Annotated in this window: 12 protein-coding genes; 5 read left to right on the top strand and 7 right to left on the bottom strand. The window is 69.1% G+C overall.

Annotated elements, in window-relative coordinates:
* Positions 1 to 25: 25 nt before the first annotated feature.
* Both ACQI46_RS20415 and ACQI46_RS20410 read right to left on the bottom strand, forming a co-directional pair.
* On the bottom strand, positions 26 to 1,924 hold the full coding sequence (locus tag ACQI46_RS20415; RefSeq protein WP_427095862.1) for an ABC transporter ATP-binding protein: 1,899 nt from the start codon (positions 1,922 to 1,924) through the stop codon (positions 26 to 28).
* Entirely contained in the window at positions 1,921 to 3,648 is a 1,728-nt protein-coding gene (locus ACQI46_RS20410; RefSeq protein ID WP_427095861.1) for an ABC transporter ATP-binding protein, read from the bottom strand. Before ACQI46_RS20410 ends, ACQI46_RS20415 begins: the two co-directional genes overlap by 4 nt.
* A 118-nt stretch (positions 3,649 to 3,766) precedes the next feature.
* On the opposite strand from ACQI46_RS20410, the gene ACQI46_RS20405 reads away from it, so the two are divergent.
* Together ACQI46_RS20405 and ACQI46_RS20400 are read left to right on the top strand one after the other, a co-directional pair.
* Positions 3,767 to 4,387 carry a DUF3558 domain-containing protein gene (locus ACQI46_RS20405; protein WP_427095860.1) on the top strand — a complete coding sequence of 207 codons (621 nt, stop codon included), beginning with the start codon at positions 3,767 to 3,769 and terminating at the stop codon, positions 4,385 to 4,387.
* A complete protein-coding gene (locus ACQI46_RS20400) occupies positions 4,387 to 4,923 on the top strand; it encodes a DUF3558 domain-containing protein (RefSeq protein WP_427095988.1) in 537 nt (178 codons plus the stop codon). The genes ACQI46_RS20405 and ACQI46_RS20400 overlap by 1 nt, the downstream gene beginning before the upstream one ends.
* Before the next feature lie 9 nt (positions 4,924 to 4,932).
* Here the strand turns inward: ACQI46_RS20400 and ACQI46_RS20395 are convergent, their stop codons facing one another.
* Positions 4,933 to 5,445, bottom strand: a complete 513-nt coding sequence (locus ACQI46_RS20395) for a SixA phosphatase family protein (RefSeq protein ID WP_427095859.1) — start codon at positions 5,443 to 5,445, stop codon at positions 4,933 to 4,935.
* 116 nt (positions 5,446 to 5,561) lie between these two features.
* Between ACQI46_RS20395 and ACQI46_RS20390 the strand changes: the two genes are divergently transcribed.
* The 3 genes from ACQI46_RS20390 (at position 5,562) to ACQI46_RS20380 (ending at position 10,686) form a co-directional block, all read left to right on the top strand.
* Entirely contained in the window at positions 5,562 to 6,710 is a 1,149-nt protein-coding gene (locus ACQI46_RS20390) for a metallophosphoesterase family protein (RefSeq protein ID WP_427095858.1), read from the top strand.
* Complete coding sequence (locus ACQI46_RS20385) at positions 6,707 to 9,343, top strand: AAA family ATPase (protein ID WP_427095857.1); 2,637 nt, start codon at positions 6,707 to 6,709, stop codon at positions 9,341 to 9,343. Before ACQI46_RS20390 ends, ACQI46_RS20385 begins: the two co-directional genes overlap by 4 nt.
* Positions 9,344 to 9,468: 125 nt before the next feature.
* Entirely contained in the window at positions 9,469 to 10,686 is a 1,218-nt protein-coding gene (locus ACQI46_RS20380) for an alpha/beta fold hydrolase (RefSeq protein WP_427095856.1), read from the top strand.
* Here the strand turns inward: ACQI46_RS20380 and ACQI46_RS20375 are convergent.
* The 4 genes from ACQI46_RS20375 to ACQI46_RS20360 are packed head-to-tail and all read right to left on the bottom strand — an operon-like array spanning position 10,673 to position 16,096.
* Positions 10,673 to 12,391: an ABC transporter family substrate-binding protein gene (locus ACQI46_RS20375; RefSeq protein WP_427095855.1), complete on the bottom strand. Its 1,719-nt coding sequence runs from the start codon at positions 12,389 to 12,391 to the stop codon at positions 10,673 to 10,675. The two genes, ACQI46_RS20380 and ACQI46_RS20375, sit on opposite strands and share 14 nt — an antisense overlap.
* An 11-nt stretch (positions 12,392 to 12,402) precedes the next feature.
* Positions 12,403 to 14,238, bottom strand: coding sequence for a dipeptide ABC transporter ATP-binding protein (locus ACQI46_RS20370; protein ID WP_427095854.1), 1,836 nt, complete (start codon positions 14,236 to 14,238; stop codon positions 12,403 to 12,405).
* On the bottom strand, positions 14,235 to 15,122 hold the full coding sequence (locus ACQI46_RS20365) for an ABC transporter permease (RefSeq protein WP_427095853.1): 888 nt from the start codon (positions 15,120 to 15,122) through the stop codon (positions 14,235 to 14,237). The genes ACQI46_RS20370 and ACQI46_RS20365 overlap by 4 nt, the downstream gene beginning before the upstream one ends.
* Entirely contained in the window at positions 15,119 to 16,096 is a 978-nt protein-coding gene (locus ACQI46_RS20360; RefSeq protein WP_427095852.1) for an ABC transporter permease, read from the bottom strand. The genes ACQI46_RS20365 and ACQI46_RS20360 overlap by 4 nt, the downstream gene beginning before the upstream one ends.
* Between the last annotated feature and the right edge of the window lie 148 nt (positions 16,097 to 16,244).

Genomic DNA, 16,244 nt, shown 5'->3' with positions numbered 1-16,244 from the left:
CGCGGAACTCGATTGAGCAGTTCGCTCAGGCCTGGGTCATGGTCCAGTACTCGCCGCGGCGGGCCACCAGTTCGTCGTGGCTGCCCTGCTCCACGATGCGGCCGGATTCCAGGACCAGGATCACGTCGGCGTCCCGGATGGTCGAAAGCCGGTGGGCGATGATGAAACTGGTGCGATCGCGACGCAGCCGGGTCATCGCCCGCTGGATCAGGACCTCGGTGCGGGTGTCCACCGAGCTGGTCGCCTCGTCGAGCACCAGCAGTTGCGGACGCGCCAGCACCGCCCGGGCGATGGTGATGAGCTGTTTCTCGCCGGCGCTGATGTTGGTGCCGCCGTCGTTGACGCGGGTGTCGTAGCCGTCGGGCAGCGTGTGGACGAAGCGGTCCACGTAGGCGGCCCGAGCCGCGTCGAGCACCTCGTCGTGTGATGCGTCCGGTCGGCCGTAGGCGATGTTGTCGTAGATGGTGCCGGCGAACAGCCAGGTGTCCTGCAGCACCATGCCGATCCGGGACCGCAGCGACTCGCGGCGCACCGTGGCGATGTCGACGCCGTCGAGCAGGATCCGTCCCGAGCTCACCTCGTAGAACCGCATCAGCAGGTTGACCAGCGTGGTCTTGCCCGCGCCGGTGGGGCCCACGATCGCGACGGTGGTGCCTGGTTCCACCACGAGCGACAGGTTCTCGATGACGGGGGTGTCGGGCTGGTAGCCGAAGCTGACGTGGTCGAACTCGACCCGTCCGCCGCCGACGGTCGCGGGCAGCGCGTGCGGCGCGTCGGGCGTCTGCTCCTCGGCGTCGAGCAGATCGAACACCCGCTCGGCGCTGGCCACGCCGGACTGCATCGTGTTGTACATCCCGGCGATCTGCGTCAGCGGCTGGTTGAACTGGCGGACGTATTGGATGAACGCCTGGATGCTGCCCAGCGTGATCTGTCCGGTGGCCACCTGCAGACCGCCGACGACCGCGACCGCGACATAGCTGATGTTGCCGACGAAGATGGTCGCCGGTGAGACCAGGCCGGAGAGGAACTGCGCGCCGAAGCTGGCGCGGTAGACGTCACCGTTGAGCTCGCGGAACCGTTCCTCGGCGTGCGCGCGGTGCCCGAAGGTCTTGACCACGGTGAAGCCGCTGTAGGTCTCCTCGATGTGCGCGTTCAGCTTTCCGGTGTTGGTCCACTGGGTCACGAACAGTTGCCGCGACCGGCGCGCGATCGAGCGGGTCACCCACAGCGACAGTGGCACCGTCACCACGGTCAGCAGCGTCAGCAGCGGCGAGATCGTCAGCATCATCACCAGCACGGCCACCATCGTCAGGACCGACGTCAGCAGTTGCGTGATCGACATCGACAAGGACTGCTGCACGTTGTCGACGTCGTTGGTGACCCGGCTGAGCACCTCGCCGCGTTGGCGGGTGTCGAAGTAGCGCAGCGGCAGCCGGTGCACCTTCTCCTCGACCGAGGTGCGCAGCGCGGCGATCGTGCGCTGCACCACCACGTTGAGCAGCCGGGCCTGTATCCAGACCATCAGCGCGGCAACCAGATACAGCGCCAACGCCAAGGCCAACGTGCGAGCCACGGCGGCGAAGTCGACGCCCTGTCCGGGTACCGCGTCGGTCCCGGACAGCAGGTCGGCGAAGGTGTCGTCGCCGCGGGCGCGCGCTGCCTCGACCGCTTGCTCCTTGGTCAGGCCGGCCGGCAGTTGGCGCCCGATCACACCGTCGAACAGCAGGTCGGTCGCGTGGCCCAGGATGCGGGGTCCGATCACCCCGATGGCGATGCCGCCGACACCGAGCAGCATCACCGCGATCGTCATCCCACGGTTGGGGGTGAGCAGCTTCAACAGGCGGATCGCGGACTGCTTGAAGTTCCGCGACCGCACCTGCGGCGGTTCACCCATCCGCATCGGACGGGCCAGGGGTCCGCTCACGAGGCGCGCACCGCTTGCGAGTCGGCGAACTCCCGATACGTCTGGCAGGTACGCAGCAGCTCATCGTGGGTGCCCGTGCCGACCACCCGGCCGTCGTCGACCACGACGATCTGATCCGCACTCGCGACGGTCGAGATGCGCTGCGACACCAGGATGACCGTGGAATCGGACGACGCCTCCCGCAGCGCGTGCCGCACCCGCGCATCGGTGTGGACATCGAGTGCGGAGAACGCGTCGTCGAACAGGTAGATCGCGGGGCGGCGGATCACCGCGCGCGCCATCGCGAGTCGTTGGCGCTGCCCGCCGGAGAAGTTCATCCCGCCCTGAGCCACCCGCATGTCCAGGCCGTCGGGGTGCGCGGCGACGAAGTCGTCCGCCGCGGCGACGCGCAGCGCCGCCCACATCTGCTCGTCGGTCGCCGACGCGTCGCCGAAGCGCAGGTTGTCGGCGACCGTGCCGGAGAACAGGTAACCGCGTTGTGGCACCAGCCCGATCGCGTTCCACAACCGTTCGATGTCGTAGTCGCGGACGTCGGTGCCATCGACCAGGACCGCGCCGGCGGTGACGTCGTAGAGCCGGCAGATCAACGAGATCAGCGTCGTCTTGCCCGACCCGGTGGACCCGACGACCGCGGTGGTCGTGCCAGGGTGGACGGTCAGTGAAACATCCTGCAGCACCGGACGATCGGCGCCCGGGTAGCTGAAAGTCGCCGATTCGAACCGGATCTCGCCGACGACGGACGTCGGCGCGTCAGGTGCCGGTTCGTTCGCCACGGCCGGCTGGGTGTCGAGCACCTCGGTGATCCGCTCGGCGCACACCGACGCCCGCGGGATGATGACCAGGATGAACGTCGCCATCAGCACGGCCAGCAGGATCTGCATGAAGTAGGACAGGAACGCGATCAGCGACCCGACCTGCATCTGGCCGGCGTCGATGCGCTGGCCGCCGAACCAGATCAGCGCGACACTCGACACGTTGATCACCAGGGTCGTGACGGGCAGCATCAACGCTTGCCACCGGCCCGCTTCCAGCGCCGTGCCGGCCAGTGCGTGATTCGCCTCGGCGAACCGGGCACGCTCCTGCGGCTCCCGGGCGAACGCCCGCACCACGCGTAACCCGGTCAGTTGTTCTCGCATCACCCGGTTGATGCCGTCGATCTGTCCTTGCAGGCGCCGGAAGATGGGCAGCAGATGCGAGACGATCCAGTAGTTCGCCGCTGCCAGCACCGGGACACTGACCAACAGCAGCCACGACAGACCGGCGTCCTGGTGAATCGCCATGAAGATGCCGCCGACGCTCATGATCGGGGCGGTGATCAGCATCGTGCACGTCAGCTGCAACAGCAATTGGATCTGCTGGACGTCGTTGGTGGTGCGGGTCAACAGCGACGGCGCGCCGAAGCGGGCCGTCTCTTCGGCGGAGAAGCCGGTGACGTGGTGGAACAGCACCGAGCGCAGGTCGCGGCCGAACCCCATGGACGCGCGGGAACCGAAGTAGACCGCACCCACTGCGCACAGCACCTGTACCGCGGTGACCACGAGCATCACCATGCCGAGCTCGACGATGCGGCGCAGATCTCCGCGCGCGACCCCGTCATCGATGATCGCGGCGTTGACCGTGGGCAGATACAGCGTGGCCAGCGTGCTGATCACCTGAAGTGCTGCGACCACAGCCAACAGCCGGCGATACGGCCGCACATGCCGTCGGAGCAGCCTCCAGAGCATCCCGCTACTCTCGCACACTGCCGTGGCGGCCCGCGTGTTCGGCTGGCCCGCCTGAGAATTGGCTGAAGATGCAGGTCATTCGGCATGTCGGTGGTTGCAGGCGAGGGCTGCCGCTACAGTGCATGGCGTGAACCACAGCCAGCGCCGCACCGACCGGCCCGCTTCGGCCGCCCGTGCGCGGCTCGCCGCGGCCGCCCGTGCGCGTTCCGCGCTGGCCGTCGCGGTGGCGGCCGTACTCCCGGTGCTGGCCGCGTGCTCCGACGACGGCCAGTCGTCCGGCCCGCAGGTGCCCTCCCCGGAGGCGCCCGCCCAAGAGGTCGCCCACGGTCCGTTCTTCCCGGAGTGCGGCGGCATCAGCGACGAGGAGATCTCCAAGCAGACCCAGATCCCCGGGCTGGTGAACACGGCGAAGACGTCGGTGGGCTGTCAGTGGCTGGCCGGCGGCAGCATCCTGGGTCCGCATTTCTCGTTCACGTGGTTCCGCGGCAGCCCGATCGGACGCGAGCGCAAGACGATGGAGTTGTCCCGCACCAGCGTGGAGGACATCAACATCGAAGGCCACGACGGGTTCATCGGCATCAACGACGACCCCCAGGTCGGAGTGAACCTCTGCGAGGTCGGCATCCAGTTCGACGACGACTTCATCGAATGGTCGATCAGCTACGGTCAGCCGCCGTTCCCGGACGCGTGTGAGGTGGCCAAGGAATTGACCCGTCAATCGATTGTGAACGCGAAATGATGGCCCGGCGCGCCCTGGTCGCGGCAGCCGCCGCACTGCTGACCCTGACCGGCTGCACGCAGACGGTGGAAGGCACCGCCGCGAAGTCCGGCACCGGAAACACCACCCGCAACAACGACTCCCAGCGGCAGTACCCCAACCTCCTCAAGGAGTGCGAGGTTCTCACCGAGGACATCCTCGCCGAGACCGTCGGCGCCGACCCCCTCGACATCCAGAGCACCTTCGTCGGTGCCGTGTGCCGCTGGCAGGCCGCCAACCCCTCCGGACTGGTCGACATCACCCGCTTCTGGTTCGAGCAGGGCAGCCTCGACAACGAGCGCGAGGTCGCCGAACAGCTCGGCTACCAGATCGAGAACCGCTCGATCGCCGGCATCCAGTCGTTCGTCATGCGTCCCGAGGATCCCAACGGCGCGTGCGGCGTGGCCAGTGACGCGGCCGGCGTCGTGGGGTGGTGGGTCAACCCCCAGACACCCGGCATGGACGCGTGCGGCATGGTCGTGAAGCTGATGGAATTGACGCTGGCCACCCGCGCCTGACGAACACCGTCAGCGCGGGATGTGAAAGTCCACCAGCTGCGCTCCACCGAGCTCCAACTCGGCCCACGGCGCCGCGGTCCGCAACACCGCCATCGACGACGTGGGGAACTTGATCCCGATCTGCCGCGCGGCCGCGGAGTCGGTGCGATCGGGCAGCCGCAACGCCAGCGACGACATCACCGGCTCGTGCCCCACCACCAGCAGCGTCGCTGGATCGTCGTCGAAATGCCTTGTGGTCGCGTTGATCTCGTCGAGGGCCATGCCAGGTGTGGCATCGTAGAGACGCGCCACGTAACGCACCGGCGCGACGATGCCGGTGCGGTCGAGCGTCTGCCGGGTCCGCTGCGCGGTCGAGCACAGGACCGCCTCGACCGGCGGAAGGTGGGCCTTGATCCAGTCACCGGCGAGCACTGCTTCACGCAGCCCGCGGGGCGCCAGAGGCCGGTCATGGTCGGCCACCCCGTCGGGGTAGGCCGACTTGGCGTGGCGCAACAGCACCAACGTGCGGAAAGAGGCCGTCATGGCGATCAAGGCTAGGCCATGCCGGTGCGCGTCCCCGGACTTGTCGGCGGGCCGCCCTACACTCGCCATGCCCGGTCGAACAGCTCGGCCGGACACGGAACAGAACGGGGGCCGACATGCGATTTCTGCACACTGCCGACTGGCAGCTCGGCATGACCCGCTACTTCCTCAACGGCGATGCGCAGCCCCGCTATTCGGCCGCGCGCCGCGCCGCGGTGGCCGCGCTCGGCCCGTTGGCGCAGGAGACCGACGCGGAGTTCGTCGTGGTCGCCGGGGACGTGTTCGAACACAATCAACTCGCCCCGCGCGAGATCAGCCAGTCGCTGGAGGCGATGCGCACCATCGGGGTGCCGGTCTACCTGCTGCCCGGCAACCACGACCCGCTCGACGCGTCGTCGGTCTACACCAGCCCGCTGTTCCTGTCGGAGTGCCCCGACAACGTCATCGTGCTCGACCGGCCCGGGGTGCACCCGGTGCGTCCGGGACTGGAACTGGTCGCCGCGCCCTGGCACTCCAAGGCGCCGACCACCGACCTGGTCGCCGACGTGCTCGCCGGGTTGCCCACCGACGGTGTCACGCGCGTCCTGGTCGGCCACGGCGCGGTGGACATCCTGGTGCCGGACAAGGACCGCCCGTCGCTGATCGGACTCGCCGCCGTCGAGGCCGCCCTCGCCGGTGGCGCCGTGCACTATGTGGCATTGGGGGACAAGCACTCCCGGTTCCAGGTCGGCGCGACGGGGCGCATCTGGTACTCGGGTTCACCCGAGGTCACCAATTACGACGACATCGAAGCCGATCCCGGACAGGTTCTCGTCGTCGACATCGACGACAACGATCCGCGTCGCCCGGTCCGCGTGGACGCCCGCCGCGTCGGTCAGTGGCGCTTCATGTCGCTGCGCCACGGCGTGGACAACAGCCGCGACGTCGCCGATCTGGACATCAATCTCGACCAACTTCCCGACAAGGACCGCACGGTGATCCGGTTGGGGTTGACCGGGACGCTGACCGTCACCGACAAGGCCAAGCTCGACGAGTGCCTGGACCGCTACGCGCGCCTGTTCGCCGCACTGTTGCCGTGGGACAAGGAAACCGAGATCGCCGTCCTGCCGGCCGACGGCGAGTTCGACGACCTGAACATCGGTGGATTCGCCGCCGCCGCGGTCGACGAGTTGGTGGCCACCGCGCGCTCGAGCGGCGAGGACGCCGAGGATGCGCGCGCGGCGCTGGCGTTGTTGCTGCGGCTGACCGAGGGAGGCGCGGCATGAGGCTGCACCGGCTCACGTTGACCAACTATCGCGGAATCGCCCACCGCGACATCGATTTTCCGGAGCGCGGCATCGTCGTGGTGAGCGGCCCGAACGAGGTCGGCAAGTCGTCGATGCTCGAGGCGCTCGACCTGCTCCTGGAGGCCAAGGACCGCTCGACCAAGAAAGAGGTCAAGCAGGTCAAGCCCACCCACGCCGACGTGGGCGCGGAGGTCACCGCTGAGCTCTCCACGGGTCCGTACCGATTCGTGTACCGCAAGCGGTTCCACAAGAAGCCCGAAACCGAGCTGACGCTGCTGACGCCGCGCCGCGAGCAACTCACCGGCGACGACGCCCACGAGCGGGTGCGCACCATTCTCGCCGAGACCATGGATGTCGACCTGTGGCAGGCCCAGCGGGTGCTGCAGTCGGCGTCTACGTCGGTCGCCGACCTGTCCGGGTGTGACGCGCTGTCGCGCGCGCTGGACGTTGTGGCCGGTGAGGTCGACGACGAACCCGCCGCGACCGGCAGCGTCGAGACCCTGCTGGTCGATCGGGTCGACGAGGAGTTCCGGCGCTACTTCACCGCCACCGGACGTCCCACCGGGGAGTGGGCGGCCGCCACCAGTCGACTGCGCGCCGCCGAGGAGGAAGCGGCACGGTGCGCCGCCGCGGTCGCCGAGGTCGACGAGGCCGTGCGACGCCACGCCACGCTGACCGCTGAGCTGGCTGCGTTGAACATCGAGAAGGCAAGCACCGCAGACGGTTTGACGCGCGCCGAAGCGGCGGCCCAGAAGATCGCCGCGTTGTGCGGCGAAGTCGAGCAGGCCACCGTCTTCGCCCGTGCTGCCGCCGACACCGCCACCGCTTCGGCCACGGCGCTCAAAGAGCGGCGGAGGTGCCGCGCCGACGTCGACGAGCGCGCCGCTGTCATCGAGGACCTGCAGAGCGCCGCGGACGCCGCGGCCGAGGACCACGACACCGCGGTGCAGATGCAACGGGTGGCCGACGAGGGCGCCGAGTCGGCCCGCGCGGCGTTGGAGACCGCCCAGCAGCGCCTCGACCAAGCGCACGCGGCCGTGCAGCGGCTCACTGACCGCGAGACGCTGGCGCGGCTCACCGCCCGGTTGGCCAGTCTTGAGCAGCATCAGCAGACTCTCGACGCGGCCCGCCGCGAACTCGCGGGCATCCAGCTCACCGACGAGCTGGTCGCCACCATCGATGCGGCGGCGGCCGCGGTGGCACAGGCGGCCGCGGCGGTGGAGCACGCGTCGGCGCACGTCGAGGTGGTCGCCAACGCTGACGTCGAGCTACTGATCGCCGGAGCGCCGGTGTCGCTGCGCAGTGGGCAGTCCTGGGAGTCGGCCATCACCGGCCCCACCGGTGTCGACATCGCCGGGCTGCTGTCCGTACGCGTCGTCCCGGGTGCACCGGCGGCGACCACGCAGGCACGCCTCGACGACGCGAACGACAAACTGCGCCAGGCGCTCTCGCAGGCCGGCGTCAATGACGTCGCCGAGGTCCGGCAGCTGCAAACCCGCCGCGCCGAGTTGCAGGCGACGATCAAAGAGCACACCGCGATCCTGCAGGCCCTGACCACCGAGGGCGACGCCGAGCAGGTGCGCGGACAGATCGCCGAGCTGCAGTCCCGGGTGGGGGACGGCGCGGCCGACGACGTGGATGCCGCGCAGCTGCGCGAAGAACTCGCCGCGGCGGTGGCCGCGCACCAGCAGGGGCGCACCGAGTGCGAGACGCAACGCAAACTCGCCGCAGAGACCGCCAAGCTCGTGGGTGAACGCAGCGTGCGCGCCGGTCAGGCGAAGGCGAAGTTGCAAGCGGCCCTGGACGAGTTGGCGGCTGCGCAGCAGCGGTTGGCCGCCCAGCGTGCCGAGGTCAGCGACGAGGAGCTCGCGCTCAAGGCTGACGCCGACTCCGAGGCCGCGCAGACCGCCGAGGCGGCGGCGACCCGACTGCGCGACGAGTTGGCCGGCCACCAGCCCGACGCGGTCGCCGCAGCGCTCGACGAGGCCCGGCGTGCCGCGGAGACCACGTCGGCCCGGCACGCCGAAACCGTCGAGGCGCTGCGTGAAGTGGCCGCCGCGCTGAAGGTGTACGGGTCGGAAGGCCGCCACAGCGCACTCGATGCGGCCGACGGTGAACTGCAGCACGCCCGAAGCGAACATCAGCGGGTCCAGCGCCGCGCCCGAGCCGCGCAGCTGCTCAAGAAGGTGATGGGGGAGCACCGCGACGCCATGCGGATGCGCTACGTCGATCCGTTCCGAACCGAGGTCGAGCGTCTGGGCCGGGTGGTGTTCGGCGACAGCTTCGAAGTCGACGTCGACTCCGACCTGCGCATCGGGACCCGCACGCTCTCGGGGCGCACCGTGCCGTACGAGTCCTTGTCGGGCGGGGCCAAGGAACAACTGGGCATCGTCGCACGGTTGGCGGGCGCAGCGCTGGTGGCCAAGGAGGACAGCGTGCCCGTCGTCATCGACGACGCACTCGGGTTCACCGATCCGCAGCGGCTGGCCAAGATGGCCGAGGTCTTCGACACCGTCGCCGGGGACGGCCAGGTCATCATCTTGACCTGTAGTCCGCAGCGCTACGCCGACATCCGCAGCGCCTGCCACATCAGGCTGGCCGGCTCGGTGTGACGGGTGCCTGTCTGAACGGTCAGCAGTAGGCGCCCGGCCGCAACGGCATGGCTCGGTGGTACCGACGCGCCTGACCGCACCGGTGTCGCTCGGCACGAACCGAACGGCTCGCCACAATGGTGACGATGACCGCCCGGCGCGCCCGCATGCACCGCAGACTCGCGGCGTTGCCCGGTGTGCGGGCCGTCCGGCGCCCGGTCGACGGCCGCGGTGACGAGCGCTTCGACCTGTACTACGTGCGCTCCGGTCCGAAGTCCGCGCATCCCCTGGTGGTCATCCCGGGAGGCCCGGGCGCGGCATCGGTCGCGTTGTACCGCGCGTTCCGGCGTCACGCCGCAGCCGCCGGGCTGGACGTGATCATGGTCGAGCACCGCGGCGTGGGGCTGTCCCGACACGACGACGCCGGCGCGGACCTTCCGGCCGAGGCCATCACCGTCGACGCCGCGGTCGACGACATCGCCGCGGTCCTCGACGACGCCGGCGTCGAGACCGCCGTCGTATACGGCGCCTCCTACGGTTCCTACCTGGCCGCAGGTCTGGGTGTGCGCCACCCGAACCGGATTCGCGCCATGGTGCTCGACTCACCGCTGCTGTCGGCCGACGACATCGACGATGTGCGCACCCGTATCCGGCGGGTGCTGTGGGACGGCGCCGTGCCCGGTACCGCCGACCTGGCGGCCAAGGTCCGCGCTCTGGTGGCCGAAGGAGGATTGGACCAGGGCGATGTTCAGCTGATCGCCGACCTGTACGGCACCGCCGGCCCCGCAGTGCTGCACCGCCAGCTCGACCTGCTCCTGAGCGGCCATCGTCTGCTCTGGGGCGCCGTCAGAGTCGGCATGCAGACGCTGCTGGAGCGCAAGACGCTCTATCACCATGAGCCCGATCTGGTGGAGCGTATCGCCTACCGGGAACTCAACTACGGTGCCGAACCCGACGGTGGGCCGCTGGACCCTGCGGTCGTGCTGCGCGAAAAGGCCTCCGTGGACGTCGAATTCGTCGCCGAGCCCTACGACCTACGCGCGGCCATGCCGGAGTTCGGGTGGCCGACGGCGGTGCTGTCGGGAGGCCGCGACCTGACCACACCTCCGGAGGTGGCGCACCGCGTCGCCGACCTGATCCCGCACGCCACACTTGTGGAACTGCCGACCGCAGGGCACAGCATTCTCGACACGCGGGAACCCGCGGCCCTGCAGGTGTGCGCGGCCGCAGCGCGAGACGCGTTGCCGCAGTTGGCCGGTGCCGAACTCGACGCGCTGCCACCCAACCTGAGCGTCCGGCTGGTCGTGAAAGCGGTCACCGCCGCCGCGCGCGCCGAGGCGCTGCTGGCCCCTACTGGTTCATGAAGCCGATCGTGGTGTAGTTCAGATCGCCGATGCCCGCCGGACCGTAGTTGGCCAGGTTGCTGCGGACCGCGAAGTTGCCCGGCGCCTGGAACAGGGGCAGGCTGTGGCCTTCGGCCCAGATCATCGTGTCGAGTTCGTTGGCCAGGGTGCGCGCCTTGGCGGGGTCGAGCTCGGACAGCGTCTCCTCGATCTTGGCGTCGATCTCGGGGCTGCCGACCTTGGCGTAGTTGCTCTCCCCGTTGGACGCGTAGATCTGCGTCAGACCCCCGAACGGGAAAGCATCTCCGCCCCAGGCGAATTGCGCCATGTCGAAGTTCCCGGGAATCACGAAGTCGGTGAACAGCTTGCCCCCGCCGGCCGGCACGAGCTCGAGGTTGACGCCGATCTGCGCCAGGTTGCTCTGTGCGACCTGCGCGATGGAGCGGGTGCTGCGCGCGTCGTAGAAGACGTCGCGGATGGTCAATCGGCGCCCGTCCTTCTCACGGAACTGGCCGTTCTGCCGCCACCCCAGTTCGTCGAGTTCCCGCTTGGCGGCTTCCGGGTCGTAACCGATGCTGTTGTCCTGGTAGCCCTCCTGGCCGGCCACGTAGATGTGGTTGTTCAGCGGCACCGGATTGTCGACCAGTCCGCGTTGCGACACCGACACGATGGCTTGCCGATCGATGCCCTTGGTGATCGCGGCGCGCAGCGCGGGGTCGGCCAGGATCGAGCCGGGGGCGCCGTTGAACGTGAAGTGGTACCAGTTCGGTGCCGGTGCGCGGCGTACCGAGACACCTTCGGTCCGGCGGGCGATGGTCAGGTCGTCGATGGTCTGCAGTGCCACCGCGTCGATGGCGTTGTTCTGCAGCGCCGGCATCCGCGCCGCGTCGTCGAGCACGGTGTAGGTGATCGATTCCAGGATCGGCGGTGCACCCCACCATTTCGGGTTGCGGGTCAACACGATTCGCTGTGCCCCGCGGTCGATGGTGGTGACCATGAACGGGCCGGCCGAGGGCGGGGCGCTGTTGAGCAGCCCCTTGTTGAAGACCTCCGGGTCGCCGGTCACCGACTTGGGCATCAGCATGGCGTTGCCGGCGAACATGCCGCGCCAGTCGGCGTAGTGCCGGTCGAAGGTGATCACGGCCTGCCGGTCGTCGACGCCCTTGGTCACCGACGCGACGCGCTCGCTGCCGTTGGGCGAGGCGAACAGGTACCGGTCATCCTTGCCGCTGGTGGCGTGGATCTGGGCGGCGATGTCCTCCCAGGTGACCGGCGTCCCGTCGGACCAGACGGCCTTGGGGTTGATGGTGTAGGTGACCACCTGTGGGTCGGTGCTGGTCATCTCGACGTCGGTGAAGAAGTCGGAGTTGACGGTCATCTCGCCGTCGGGCTTGATGACGAAGGCGCGCGGCATCGCCGCGCGCAGCATCGCGCCGAGTTCGCCGAGGTTGCCGTCGACGTGCAGGTAGTTGAAGTTCGGGAAGAAGCCGGTCAGCGCCAACCGCAGGTTTCCGCCCGGGCGCAGGGTCGCCGGGTCCTGTGGGTTGAGGTCGGCGGTGGCACCGAGTTCGGCGTTCCCGCCCGCTGACGGAACCTCCTCGTTGGAGCCGGAGCAACCCGTCACCAGCAGCGCAGCCACCGTTCCCACCGCGAGCAGACGCGAACTCGCCCTTTTGAGCCTCGAAATGGGCGATTCTGTGTCTGCTCGCGAGGTGAGGTGACTCATGCGGACAGACTCTAACCGGGATCCGGGGAGGGTTGAGGCACCGCAGCCAGCAACCGGCGCGTGTACTCATGGGCCGGTGCGGTGAACACCTGCTCGCTGTCGCCCTGTTCCACGATGACGCCTCGGTGCATCACCGCCACCCGGTGGGCGAGGTGCTTGACCACCGACAGGTCGTGCGACACGAACAGATAGGCCAGGCCGAAACGGTCCTGCAGATCGAGCAGCAGGTTGATGATGCCGGCCTGAATCGACACGTCCAACGCTGACACCGGCTCGTCGAGGGCCAGGATGCGCGGCTGCAGCGCTAATGCACGCGCAATGCCGATGCGCTGCTTCTGCCCGCCGGAGAACTCCGCCGGGTAGCGGGCGGCGTCCTCGCGGCGCAGCCCCACCAGGGTGAGCAGTTCGGCCACCCGTTCCTGCGCAGACGCCGCGTCGAACCCGTTGGCGCGCAGCGGTTCTGCCAACACATCGAACACCGGAAGCCGCGGATCGACCGAGGCCACCGGATCCTGGAACACCACCTGCAGGTCCTTACGCAGGCCCCGGCGGGTTCGGCGGTCCAACTCGGCGACATCGGCGCCCAGCACCTCGATCGAACCCGACTGCGGCGCGGTCAGCCCGAGGACCTGGTGCAACGTCGTGGACTTGCCCGAGCCCGATTCCCCGACGATGGCCAGCGTGCGCCCCTGGTGCAACTCGAAACTGATCCCGTCGACCGCGCGGACCTCGCCGATACGCCGGCGCAGCACCGCACCCTTGGTCAGCGGGTAGGTCTTGACCAGGTCGCGGGCACGCAGCACCACCTCGCCGGCGCCGGCCGCGGCGACCGACGCCGGCGCGGTCGGCACCTGGTAGATCTCCGCTGCGCTACGCCCGTCCACCTGCTCGTGGCGGATGCAGGCGACGCGGTGCGCCGGGCCGACCGGTTCCAGGGCGGGCTCGGCGGCGCTGCACGCGTCGATGGCCAGCGGGCAGCGGGGGACGAACGGGCAGCCCGGCGGCAACGCGGCCGGCGACGGGGGAGCGCCCGGGATCGGCACCAACCGCGTCCCCTGCGGTGCGTCGAGTCGCGGTACCGAACCGAGAAGCCCAGCGGTGTAAGGCATCCGGCGGTTGCGGTACAGGTCGGCCACCGGGGCGGTCTCGACGGCCCGACCGGCGTACATCACCAACGCGCGGTCGGCGAACTCAGCCACCACACCCAGGTCGTGGGTGATGATCAGCACCCCGGCGCCGGTGACGTCGCGCGCGGTGCGCAACACGTCGAGGATCTGCGCCTGCACCGTCACGTCCAGGGCGGTCGTCGGTTCGTCGCAGATCAGCAGGTCGGGATCGTTGGCGATCGCGATCGCGATCACCACCCGTTGGCGTTCGCCGCCGGAGAGCTCGTGCGGAAAGGCCCGGGCGCGTTTGTCCGGCGAAGCGATACCGACCAGCTCCAGCAACTCGACGGCCCGGGTGCGTGCTTCGCGCCGACCGAGGTCGCGGCGATGCACCCGCAGCGTCTCGGCGATCTGGTCGCCGACGGTGTAGACCGGCGTCAGCGCCGACATCGGGTCCTGGAACACCGTGCCGATCCGGTTTCCGCGGATGCGCGACATGTCCCGGTCGCCCATCCCGAGGAGTTCTTCACCGTTCAGCCGCACCGAGCCCGACACCTCGGCGTACTCGGGCAACAGCCCGATCACCGCCATCGCGCCCGCGGACTTGCCGGCCCCGGACTCACCGACCAGCGCGACCACCTCGCCCGCGTCGACGTGGTAGTCCAGGCCGCGGACCGCGGCCACGCGCTCGGTGTCGGTCGGGAACGTCACCGTCAGGTCGCGCACCTCGAGCAAGCTCATCGGCGGCCCCGCCGCGTGCGCGGTCGTGCGGTCGGATCCAGCGCGTCGCGCAGGCCGTCGCCGATCAGGTTGGCGCACAGCACGATCAACACCAACACCCCGGCCGGGAACAGGAACACCCACGGAAACGTCGTCACCGACCGTGTGCCGTCGGCGATCAGGGTGCCCAGCGACACGTCCGGCGGCTGCACACCGAAACCGAGGAAGCTCAGTCCGGTCTCGGCCAGCACCGCGACCCCGACGTTGAGCGCGGTGTCGATGATCAGGATCGACGCGACGTTGGGGATGATGTGACGGGTGATGATGCGCCAGTGGCTGACGCCCATATAGCGGGCGGCGACCACGAATTCGCGGTCGCGCAGGCTCATCGTCAGCCCCCGCACGATGCGGGAACTGATCATCCAGCTGAACGCCGCCAACAACACGATCAACCAGAAGACCGTGTTGGAGCGCTGCGTCAGCGGCGTGACGATCGCGATCAGGATGAACGCCGGCACCACCAGCAGCAGATCGACCACCCACATCAGGGCACGGTCGCGGAATCCGCCGAAATACCCGGCCACCGCGCCGACCGTCGCCGCCAGCAGCGTCGACAACAACGCCACGAAAAAGCCGATCAGCAGCGACTTCTGCATGCCGCGCAACGTCTGCGCCAGCAGGTCCTGCCCCAGGGCGTTGGTGCCGAACCAGTGCTCGGGGCTGGGCGGCTGCTGCAGCGCGTAGTAGTCCAGATCGGTGTAGGAGTAGGGCAGCAGCGGCGGCAGCACGTAGCAGCCGACGAACAGCACGACCAGCACCACCAGCGACGCCACCGCGGGCCTGTTGCGCAGAAAGCGGCGCCACACCAGCGTGCGGCGCGACGCGAACCCCGGACCGGCGGTCATCCGGCCCGCACCCGCGGGTCCAGCGCGGCGTAGATCAGGTCCGACAGCAGCCCGGCCATCAGCACGGTCGCCCCGGAGAACACGGTGATCGCGGCGATGATGTTGGTGTCCTGGCTGGCGATGCCGTCCACCACCCACTCACCCATGCCGTGCCAACCGAAGATCTTCTCGACGAACACGGCGCCGGTGACCAGCGCGCTGACACCGTAGGCGAACAGCGTCGCCATCGGGATCAGCGCGGTGCGCAGCCCGTGCTTGAACAACGCCTGACGCCGGGTCAGCCCCTTGGCCCGGGCGGTGCGGATGAAGTCCTGGCCGAGCACGTCGAGCATCGCGTTGCGCTGGTAGCGGCTGAACCCGGCGATCGAGGTGAGCGCCAGGGTGAACGTCGGCAGCACCAGATGCTGTAACCGGTCGACGAAGCGGTCCCACGTGCCGCCCGAGGCGTCGGAAGACGTTTCGCCGGTGTACTCGAAGATCTGCATCCCCACAGCGGTGTTCACTTTCAACGCGCCCAGGATCAGCAGGTTCGCGATGACGAACGTCGGCGCGCTGATGATCAGCAGCGACAGCAGCGTGATCACCCGGTCGGAGAGCCGGTACTGCCGCACCGCACTCCACGCCCCGACGACCACACCGATGACCGTGCCCACCACCGACCCGATCACGACCAGACGAAGACTGACCCCGACGCGACGCCACAATTCGTCCGACACCGGTTGGCCGGACACCGTCGTCCCGAAGTCCCCGTGGATCGCACCGGACACCCAGCTCAGGTAGCGCAGCGGGATCGGCTGATCGAGATCGAGCTCGGCGGCCTTGGCGGCTATGACCGCCTCCGGTGGGCGCGGGTTGCGCTCCATCAGGCTTTCCAACGGGTTGAACGCCAGCGAGGTCAGCGTGAACGTCAGGAACGACGCCAACGCCAACAAGAGCGCATAGTTCAGCAGCCGGCGCGCCAGAAAGCGGGTCATCGCCCAGTGACTCCGCAACGCATGGGCACCAAGGTTAGGAGACGACGACGCCGGGGCGCTCGGCGTGTGGCCGTGTCTTCACAGTCGGCGCACAGAAACCGCACAGGACACGCCCACCGGGCGGGCACATAATGGGCGGGGTGACCAC

The organism is Mycobacterium sp. SMC-4 (genome assembly GCF_050205565.1).
GTDB lineage: Bacteria > Actinomycetota > Actinomycetes > Mycobacteriales > Mycobacteriaceae > Mycobacterium.
This window is presented reverse-complemented; position numbering and strand designations above follow the sequence as displayed.